Annotated in this window: 8 protein-coding genes and 1 pseudogene; 8 read left to right on the top strand and 1 reads right to left on the bottom strand. The window is 52.0% G+C overall.

Annotated elements, in window-relative coordinates; translation table 11 throughout:
- The 8 genes and pseudogenes from HYT77_01540 to HYT77_01505 form a co-directional block, all read left to right on the top strand.
- Window positions 1-586, top strand: a 586-nt coding sequence (locus tag HYT77_01540) for a hypothetical protein (GenBank protein ID MBI2066682.1), incomplete at its 5' end; no start/stop codon positions are given.
- Between the two features lie 69 nt (window positions 587-655).
- A complete protein-coding gene (gene lgt, locus HYT77_01535) occupies window positions 656-1,432 on the top strand; it encodes a prolipoprotein diacylglyceryl transferase (GenBank protein MBI2066681.1) in 777 nt (258 codons plus the stop codon).
- Window positions 1,429-1,893, top strand: coding sequence for a hypothetical protein (locus tag HYT77_01530; GenBank protein MBI2066680.1), 465 nt, complete (start codon window positions 1,429-1,431; stop codon window positions 1,891-1,893). The genes lgt and HYT77_01530 overlap by 4 nt, the downstream gene beginning before the upstream one ends.
- 13 nt (window positions 1,894-1,906) lie before the next feature.
- Window positions 1,907-4,560 (top strand): annotated as a pseudogene (gene ileS / locus HYT77_01525) (isoleucine--tRNA ligase).
- A 2-nt stretch (window positions 4,561-4,562) separates the two neighbouring features.
- Window positions 4,563-5,084 (top strand): signal peptidase II, encoded by a 522-nt coding sequence (gene lspA, locus HYT77_01520; protein MBI2066679.1) that lies wholly within the window; start codon window positions 4,563-4,565, stop codon window positions 5,082-5,084.
- Window positions 5,081-5,863, top strand: a complete 783-nt coding sequence (locus HYT77_01515; protein ID MBI2066678.1) for a prolipoprotein diacylglyceryl transferase — start codon at window positions 5,081-5,083, stop codon at window positions 5,861-5,863. Before lspA ends, HYT77_01515 begins: the two co-directional genes overlap by 4 nt.
- Window positions 5,853-6,473 (top strand): CPBP family intramembrane metalloprotease, encoded by a 621-nt coding sequence (locus HYT77_01510; protein MBI2066677.1) that lies wholly within the window; start codon window positions 5,853-5,855, stop codon window positions 6,471-6,473. Before HYT77_01515 ends, HYT77_01510 begins: the two co-directional genes overlap by 11 nt.
- Window positions 6,470-7,141 carry an RluA family pseudouridine synthase gene (locus HYT77_01505; protein MBI2066676.1) on the top strand — a complete coding sequence of 224 codons (672 nt, stop codon included), beginning with the start codon at window positions 6,470-6,472 and terminating at the stop codon, window positions 7,139-7,141. The genes HYT77_01510 and HYT77_01505 overlap by 4 nt, the downstream gene beginning before the upstream one ends.
- Here HYT77_01505 and murJ read toward each other — a convergent pair.
- Window positions 7,074-8,633, bottom strand: coding sequence for a murein biosynthesis integral membrane protein MurJ (gene murJ, locus HYT77_01500; protein ID MBI2066675.1), 1,560 nt, complete (start codon window positions 8,631-8,633; stop codon window positions 7,074-7,076). The two genes, HYT77_01505 and murJ, sit on opposite strands and share 68 nt — an antisense overlap.
- Window positions 8,634-8,682: the final 49 nt, after the last annotated feature.

Raw genomic sequence — 8,682 nt, 5'->3', positions numbered from 1 at the left:
TGAGATCTGCGGGGATGCCCTTTGCAACGGTTCGGAGTCACCGACGAACTGTCCGTCGGATTGCGGGAGTGTTGCCGGGGGAGGCGGTTATTGTGGGGACGGGAGTTGTCAGGCGGCGAGGGGAGAGACAACAACGACCTGCTCGAGGGATTGTACTTCGCAGCAACAACAGCAATCTGTTAATCTTCCGTCGACGTTTACTCTGACAAGAGGGACGATTACTGCAAGCACCTGTCCTGCCTTTTCCGTGGGGGTATCGATGGAGAGTTCGGCTTCGACCGTTTCTAGTCAAACAGCGACCAGTGGGTCCATAGAACTGACCATATCAGGTGGCAATGCCACCGGTACGGTGACGAAGGCATCTGGGGGCTGGGGAGGCACTGCAAATCGCCAAGTGACATCAGGTCCCTGCACCTTCACTTCAAGCGATGTATTTGTAGCAGGAATAATCTCACCGTTCAGCTGTGGCACGCTTAGCCGGATGCTCACCGTTGTCTCTGGGAACTGCGTTGGCCAGCTCGGAAGCAGTGTCGTTGGAACGACTTGTACTATAGCGCTTGGCAACGCCAGCTGTACGGCTAATTGATGAAGAATAAGTCGATTACAGCCCCTCTTTGATCCTTTACTTTAAAGTGAATCACAGTATAGTCCGGCCATGTTCCCGGTATTATTTGAAATTCCGATCCTTGGGGGAGTCCGGATCTATACCTATGGCCTCCTCGTAGCGCTTGCATTTCTCGCAGGAATCGGTTGGTCGACACGGGAAGGTCGTCTGGCCGGCTTTCCGAAGGAGAAAATTCTCGACCTCTCCTTCTACTTGATCCTCGGTGCCCTGATCGGATCAAGAATCCTCTATATTTTCATCGAGTGGAGACGCTATCTCCAAAATCCCCTTGATATCCTCAAAATATGGGAAGGTGGCCTGGTTTTCTACGGTGGATTTGTCGGGGCAGTTCTGAGTGCCATCCTTTATGGACGTCGCTACCAGATCTCCTTCCTGAAACTCTCCGATATCTTCTCACCCGGTATCGCGCTCGGACATGCGATTGGAAGACTCGGCTGTTTTGCCGCCGGTTGTTGTCATGGTGCCCCCACCAGCGGCCCTCTATCGATTATTTATCCTGATCTCCCGTTCTCACTCGCCCCGGCGGGGATCGCCCTCTATCCTACACAGCTCATGGAGTCCGGATCGGTTTTTCTGATCTTCCTGACACTCCTGCTCATCCGCCGAAAACCCCATTTTCAGGGGCAGGTTTTTATCACCTATTTAATCCTCTATGGTCTCGCACGTTTTCTGCTCGAGTATTTTCGTGGGAGTCTCGCACGGACGTTCCTCATCGATCCGTGGCTCTCCGTTTCACAGATGATAGCGCTTGTTTTGGTGTTGATCGCATTGGGGCTCTATGTAAAGAAACGAAAGAGAAAAGCATGAGAACCTTTCTCATTATTCTCTTGGCCTTGACGGGTTGTAACAAGGCGGTTGTCCAGGGTAAAGACCGGCCGATTCAACCGATCTCACGCTCCTTTGCAGCATCAGTCGATGAGACCTTTGATGCCGCCAAGAAGTCGCTCCGCTTAAACGACTATGAAATTCAGAAGGAAAATTCTGAGGAGAAAACAGTCGTGACGGAATGGATGCCGACTAAAGCAACCTCTCACTACACAGAGGTCTTCGGCGAGAAGGATTACGGAACGATTGGCGCCTACTTCCATCTCCGCCTCAAGGTCCAGGAACGGGATGGCAAGGCAGAGGTGCAGATCACAGCCCCGGTCAGAAGTCTGGCCGGCTATCAACGAAGCACGTATCGTGAGGAGAAAAAGATCTTCAAAAAGATTGCCGATCTGCTGCGTTCCGACAGTTTCAAGATGACAAATCTGGGTGTCGAGGAATGATGAGGGTTTTTTGATGACCCCCAACTATAAGGAAACCCTTAATCTCCCAAAGACCGATTTTCCGATGAAGGCTGACCTCGCGGTTCGTGAACCCGATCGTCTCAAGCATTGGGAGGGTCTTAATCTCTACGAGAAAATAATCACGAAGAATGCCGATCAACCGAAATACATCCTGCATGACGGACCTCCCTACGCCAATGGGAGCATCCATTTCGGCCATATCTTAAACAAGGTTCTGAAAGACATCGTCATCAAGTACAAGAACATGACCGGTCATTTAAGTCCGTACGTCCCCGGATGGGATTGCCATGGTCTGCCCATTGAGCATCAGGTCGACAAGGATCTCGGACCAAAGAAAAAAACAATGTCGAAGGTGCAAATCCGGAAGGCCTGCCGCGAGTACGCCACCAAATACATCGACATCCAGAGAAATGAATTCAAGCGGCTTGGAATTTTGGGGGACTGGGATCACCCTTATATGACGATGAGCCCTCTCTACGAAGGAACGATTGCACGAGAGCTTGGACGGTTCGTGCGCGAGGGCCAAATCTATAAGGGGAAAAAGCCGGTCCTTTGGTGTGCCCGTTGTCGCACCGCCCTTGCAGAGGCAGAGACGGAGTACGAAGAAAAGGAGTCCCCCTCCATTTATGTCAAGTTCCCTTTTGTGGAAAATGTAAAAGAATTCTTCCCTAATCTTAAAAACAAGCCGCTTTCACTCGTGATCTGGACAACAACCCCCTGGACACTGCCCGCCAACCTTGCGATTGCCCTTCACCCCCTTCACGACTATGTGATCATCCCGTTTGGTGAAGAATACCTCGTTGTTGCCAAGAATCTCGCGGGCTCCTTCTGTAAAACGATGGGGATACCTGAGCCAGAACCGGTTGAGCGGTTTTCCGGAAAGATCCTTGAAAGAAAGAGATGTCGGCATCCGTTTCTGGAACGTGACTCCCTCATCATTCTGTCCAACCATGTGACGATCGACACCGGCACCGGCTCTGTCCACACGGCACCGGGGCATGGAGAGGAAGATTTTGTCATCGGGCAAGAGTACCATCTCCCAATCCTCACCCCCGTCGACGCCTGCGGAAAATTTACGGAGGAGTGCGGCATTCCTGAATGGGTTGGTTTAGACGTTTTTGAGGCCAACCAACACGTGATCCAGAAACTGCAGGAGAAGGGACGGCTCTTAAAACAGGAAAAGATCCGTCACAGCTATCCCCATTGCTGGCGTTGCAAGAACCCGCTCATCTTCCGTGCGACGGAACAATGGTTTCTTTCACTCAAGCAGAATGATCTGCGGGAAAAAGCGGTAGACGCCATTCGGAGGACAGAATGGGTCCCCGTCTGGGGCCGTGAACGGATCCTGGGAATGATCCAGAACCGGCCGGACTGGTGCCTTTCGCGTCAGAGAAGCTGGGGGGTCCCGATTATCGCGTTCCGTTGCGCCTCCTGCAATCACTACCTCCTGGATGCCGACCTGATCGAAAAAATTGCCGACCGAATGGAAAAGGAAGGTTCTGACATCTGGTTTGCGGAGACCACGGAAGGTCTGATCGGTTCTTCCCCAACCTGTCCTCATTGTCATAGCAAAAAATGGGAGAAGGAGGAAGACATCCTCGATGTCTGGTTCGATTCCGGCGTCAGTTTTGCGGCCGTCCTTGAAAAAAATCCTTCCCTCCAGTTTCCGGCAAACCTTTATCTGGAGGGAAGCGATCAACACCGCGGCTGGTTTCATTCCGCCCTCCTCGCCTCCATAGGAACTCGCAAGAAGGCCCCTTATAAAACCGTTCTCACCCACGGCTTTGTTGTGGACGGAGATGGAAAAAAATATTCGAAGTCGGCCGGAAATTATGTCCCGCCCGAAAAATTCCTGAAGGAATATGGTGCGGAGATTCTGCGACTCTGGGTTGCCGCGGAGGATTATCGAACAGATATTCGGGTCTCACAGGAGATCCTGCTCCGCCTGGTCGATGCCTACCGGAAGATCCGCAACACCTGCCGTTATCTTCTGGGAAACCTCTACGACTATCGTCCGGATGAGAACACGGACGCCCAACTTCTGGAAATCGACCGTTGGGCCGTGCATCAGCTTCAAAAACTGATCCAACGCGTCCGTGAGGGATACGATCAATTCAACTTTCACACGATCTTCCACGAATTGAACCGGTTCTGCACCGTCACCCTTTCCTCTTTCTATCTGGATGTCCTGAAGGACCGCCTGTACGCCTCAGCCCCCAATGACCCTTCACGACGCGGGGCCCAAAAGATCCTTTTTGAGATCGCCTCTTCGCTGGCACGATTGATGGCTCCAATCCCCGGGACGAGATTTTCAAATCACTTGAGAAGGCCCGTAATAAAAAACTGATCGGCAGTTCTCTTGAGGCCCGCGTTATCCTGTATGCGGAGAATGAACCCAAACAGGCCCTGGCCTCTTTCAGGAACGAACTCCCCTCGCTGCTTCTGGTGTCCCAGGTCGACTGGGCCAAAGAGCCGGGCGAAAATAGCGAAATCTCCACCCCCTTCCCGACACTCTGGATTGAGGTTCAGAAGGCCTCCGGCAAAAAGTGCCCTCGCTGCTGGAATTATCACACTGAAACCGGACTCTCCTCAAAACATCCGGAACTCTGCCCACGATGCGTGAGGGTCATGGAAACAATCGGATGAGAATGAAGACAAAAACGCTTCTTTTTATTTCACCCCTGGTCTTCCTGACCGATCAGGTTGCAAAATGGATCATAATCCAGACGGTTCCGCTCAGTCATCCTGTCCCGATCATCCCTGATTTTTTTGATTTGACCCATACCCGTAACCCAGGCGCCGCCTTCGGTGCCTTTGCCAATCTTCCCGACTCCATACGACTCCCCTTCTTCTTCACAACCTCCACCATCGCGCTCATCGCTATTCTGCTCTACTATTTTCGTCTCTCGGACGAGCGAAGGAGCCCTTTTGTTGCCCTGGCCCTCATTTTGGGAGGAGCCCTCGGAAACATCTTTGACCGGATTTTCCGGGGTGAGGTGATCGACTTCCTTTCTTTTCACTGGAAGAATCAGTGGGTCAACGGGTCGATCGGCACCTGGAACTGGCACATCAAGCTGGAGTGGCCTGCCTTTAACGTCGCCGATGCCGCCATCACGGTAGGGGTCATCGGCCTGACCTTCCTCTTGATGAAATCAAAAGAGAAGAGATGAGACCAATCCTTTTTAGCATCGGTTCCTATCAAGTCCCTTCCTTCTTTTTCCTCATCACGATCGCCGCGCTGGTCGGAACCACCTATGCCGTCTGGATCGGCCGAAAAAATGGACTTAAAGCCGATGTGATTCTGGACATGGGACTGATCGGATTTATCGGTGCTGTTTTGGGTGCAAGAATTTTTCACATCCTCGTAGAGGCGCCCGATTATTATTGGGAAAAACCGATGCGAGTCCTTGAGTTCGGCCGCGGCGGATTCGTTTCATGGGGAGGTTTTTTAACAATCGGCCTCTCCTTCTGGATTTACTTCCGTATCCGCAAGCTCGCTCCCTTGCCTTATTTTGATATTCTCTGCGTTGCCGCACCGATTATCAAATTCTTTCTCCGACTGGCCTGTCTCCTCATTGGTTGTTGCTACGGTCGTCCAACGGACCTCCCCTGGGGAATCACCTTTCATGACCCCGCCTCGACCGCGCATTATTTTATGGGGGCTATTCCGCTCCACCCAACACAAATCTACTCGATGATCCACTCTGTCCTTCTGTTCCTCTTTATTAACTGGTTCTACAGACGCCGGAAGTTTGACGGACAGACGACCTGTCTGCTTGCGATTTTCTGGTCACTCCCCCGTATGGTTGTTGAATTTTTTCGGGCTGATTCAGACCGGGGCATCTACTTCGGATTTCTCTCAACCGGGATGATCGTCGGTTTTGCCGTCTCGTTATTTTTCCTTGGAATGTACCGGTATCTTGCGAAGAAGAATCGTCATGTGGATTGAAACAACACTCATCCTGATCGGATTTCTGACCGCCGCACGTCTTATCGCCCAATTCAGAGATAGCCCCTTTATCGGTGGCCAGCCCCACCTCTTTATAGCCCTCCTGCTTATTTATGTCCCGTACCTCCATCAAAGGATCCGTCGTCTTGATTTGCCCTTTTTTGAAGGTTCCTTCTCCGAGTTGATCCGTTCACTTCGCTGTTTCTGCCTCACGTCGCTTCTGCTCTTCCCCCTCTTTCTGATCGCCAACCATTTCTACCAGTCTCTCTTTTTGGAAACGCAATTTCGGGAGGGGGTCATCCCGGACATTCAACGACTCCTCATGACCCATCTTTTTCTTGTTGCGTTGCCGGAGGAGTTTTTCTTCAGGGGTTGGCTTCAGCCGCTCCTCTCACGAAAACTAAAACCACTTGCCGCCATTGTCGTGACCTCACTCCTGTTTGCCTTTTCCCACAGTGTGATCCAGCTCGCCTGGTGGCACTTCGCCATTTTTTTCCCGGGTCTCGTCTTTGGGTGGCTCCGTGAAAAGACAGGAGCGATCACAGCCTCCGTTCTCTTTCACACGATCAGCAATCTGCTCGTCGCCTGGATTGGGAGTGTGTATCGGTGATGGAGAAAAGGGTGCTCTACCAAGACAACGACCTTCTCATCGTCAATAAACCGGCCGGAACTTTAGATCCATCGGCCCTTCTTCAGAATGACTTTCCGGAGATCATGAAAGTCGGCGGCCAGGATCACGGCGCCTGCCATCGATTGGATAGAGCGACTTCGGGGCTCCTCGTTTTCGCCAGAAACGAAGAGACGTATCAAAAGATGCGAGAGATGTTTTCTAAAAACAAAGTTAAAAAGGAATATCTGGCGCTGGTTGAAGGGGAGATCAAAAAATCAGGAAGGATTAATTGGCCGATTGGACCTAACCCAAAATCATCAAAGAGGGTCAAGGTCTACAAAAACCTTGCGGAGGCAAGGAGGAACAAGGGGCAGGAGGCGGTGACCTACTACGCCCCCCTTAAGGTAAGGGGGGCCGGGGTACGCATGACGTGGCTTCGCGTCACCCTAAAGACAGGGCGCCGCCACCAGATCCGGGCCCACCTGGCGGCAATCGGACATCCGATTGTGGGGGATCTACTCTACAAAGGTCCACCGGCCAATCGTCTCTACCTGCATGCCTGCCACCTTGAATTTAAACAACCGGGTACCGGGAAAACAATTACCGTTTTCCTCCCCTTTTCTGAAGGACAAGAAAAAACTCCTGCACCTCACGGCCCCGGAGAATAAATTCCATGCCAAGGAATGAGAGAAGACCGGCACTGATAAGTAGAACAAGCCAAACCGCCTCACGCCATCCACCCACCACATCGTAAAAGAAAGTGCCTTGCAAAAACTTGAGAAAGACCATCATGACAAGCGTTGAGAGTGATGTTTTTAAAACCCCCCACCCGATGGCCTTAAGACCGAGACGGCCCATTTTCCGACGAAAGACCCAAAGCTGGAGAAGCAGGTTAACAAAGGAAGAGAGGCTGATCGCAAGCGCAAGTCCATTGTGACCCATTCGACCCATAAAAAGGAGTGCAAGAAGCAAATTGAACCCCATGGAAACAGCCGCCGTCTTGACGGGAGATTTGGAGTCCTGAACGGAATAAAAGGCATTCGAGGTGATCCGAACCCCTGAGATAAACGGAAGGCCGATCGCAAAGAAGATCAAGGCATGCGCGGTCTGAACGGTCGAGTCGGCAGAGAAGGTCCCGTGCTCAAAAAGAAGACGAACGATCGGTTCCGCAAGTACCATCAGCCCCCCAGCCGCAGGAATCGACAGGAAAAGAACCATCCGAAGTCCGTACCGAAGCGTCTCTTTGAGTTTTTCATAGTCCCGTTCGGCGGCGTGATCCGAAAGTGAGGGGAGCAAGACGGTGGCCATTGCAATCCCCCAGATCCCGAGCGGAAACTCCATGATACGATCGGCGTACCAGAGGTAAGAAACGGCACCGGCGGGGAGAAACGAGGCGAGTTGCGTAATGACGATAACATTAAACTGATAAACAGCAGCCCCAAAGGCGGCGGGGAGCATCATTCCAAGAATTTTTTTAACCCCGGGATGAGAGGGATCCCACTGAACCTTCGGAAAAAATCCAAATTTCTTCAAAAAAGGGAAGTGGATCCAAAGTTGCCAAATCCCCCCTAACAAGACCCCCAAGGCAAGCCCGAGAACAGGGGGATTCGTAAAATAAGACAGCCCCAGCGCCCCCACGATGATCCCCAGATTCATAAAAATGGAAGAAGAGGCAGGGGCGGCAAAATGCTTGAGGGAATTGAGAACCCCCATCGCCCAAGCAGCCAGTGAGACGAGAAAAATGTAGGGAAAGATGATCCTTGTCAGAAAAACGGTCAGCCGAAATTTTTCGGGATCCGACGTAAATCCCCACGCAATAAGCCGGACAATCCATGGGGAAAGTAAAATCCCCAAAAAGGAAATCCCGGCCAGAACGACTGCCAGAAGGCTCCAGGAAACGTTTGCCAGCTTCTTTGCCTCCTCCGGATCACGCCGGTAGGTCTCGGTAAAGACGGGAACAAAGGAGATCGTCAACGCCCCTTCGGCAAATAGGCGCCGGAGAAGGTTGGGAATCCGGAAGGCAACAAAAAAGGCATCGGCCACTGCCCTGGCCCCAAAGGCATAGGCGATCGCCATATCGCGAAGAAGCCCGGTGATCCTGCTGATTAAGGTAAAGAAGCCGACGTGACCGGCACGTTTGAGGATCTCCCCCTCACTCATGCCTCAAAAAATGGCTTAGGAGGGTCGAAAAGTCACGACAATTAATGAG

The organism is Deltaproteobacteria bacterium (assembly GCA_016180855.1).
In the GTDB taxonomy this organism is placed as follows: domain Bacteria; phylum UBA10199; class UBA10199; order JACPAL01; family JACPAL01; genus JACPAL01.
Note: the sequence above shows the minus strand (reverse complement) of the source record. Positions and strands in the feature narration are given on the sequence as shown.

Excerpts from the sequence above, each read along its gene's own strand:
- lgt (MBI2066681.1), top strand. The coding sequence starts at position 656 with ATGTTCCCGGTATTATTTGAAATTCCGATCCTTGGGGGAGTCCGGATC.
- HYT77_01530 (MBI2066680.1), top strand. The coding sequence starts at position 1,429 with ATGAGAACCTTTCTCATTATTCTCTTGGCCTTGACGGGTTGTAACAAG.
- lspA (MBI2066679.1), top strand. The coding sequence starts at position 4,563 with ATGAAGACAAAAACGCTTCTTTTTATTTCACCCCTGGTCTTCCTGACC.
- HYT77_01515 (MBI2066678.1), top strand. The coding sequence starts at position 5,081 with ATGAGACCAATCCTTTTTAGCATCGGTTCCTATCAAGTCCCTTCCTTC.
- HYT77_01510 (MBI2066677.1), top strand. The coding sequence starts at position 5,853 with ATGTGGATTGAAACAACACTCATCCTGATCGGATTTCTGACCGCCGCA.
- murJ (MBI2066675.1), bottom strand. The coding sequence starts at position 8,633 with ATGAGTGAGGGGGAGATCCTCAAACGTGCCGGTCACGTCGGCTTCTTT.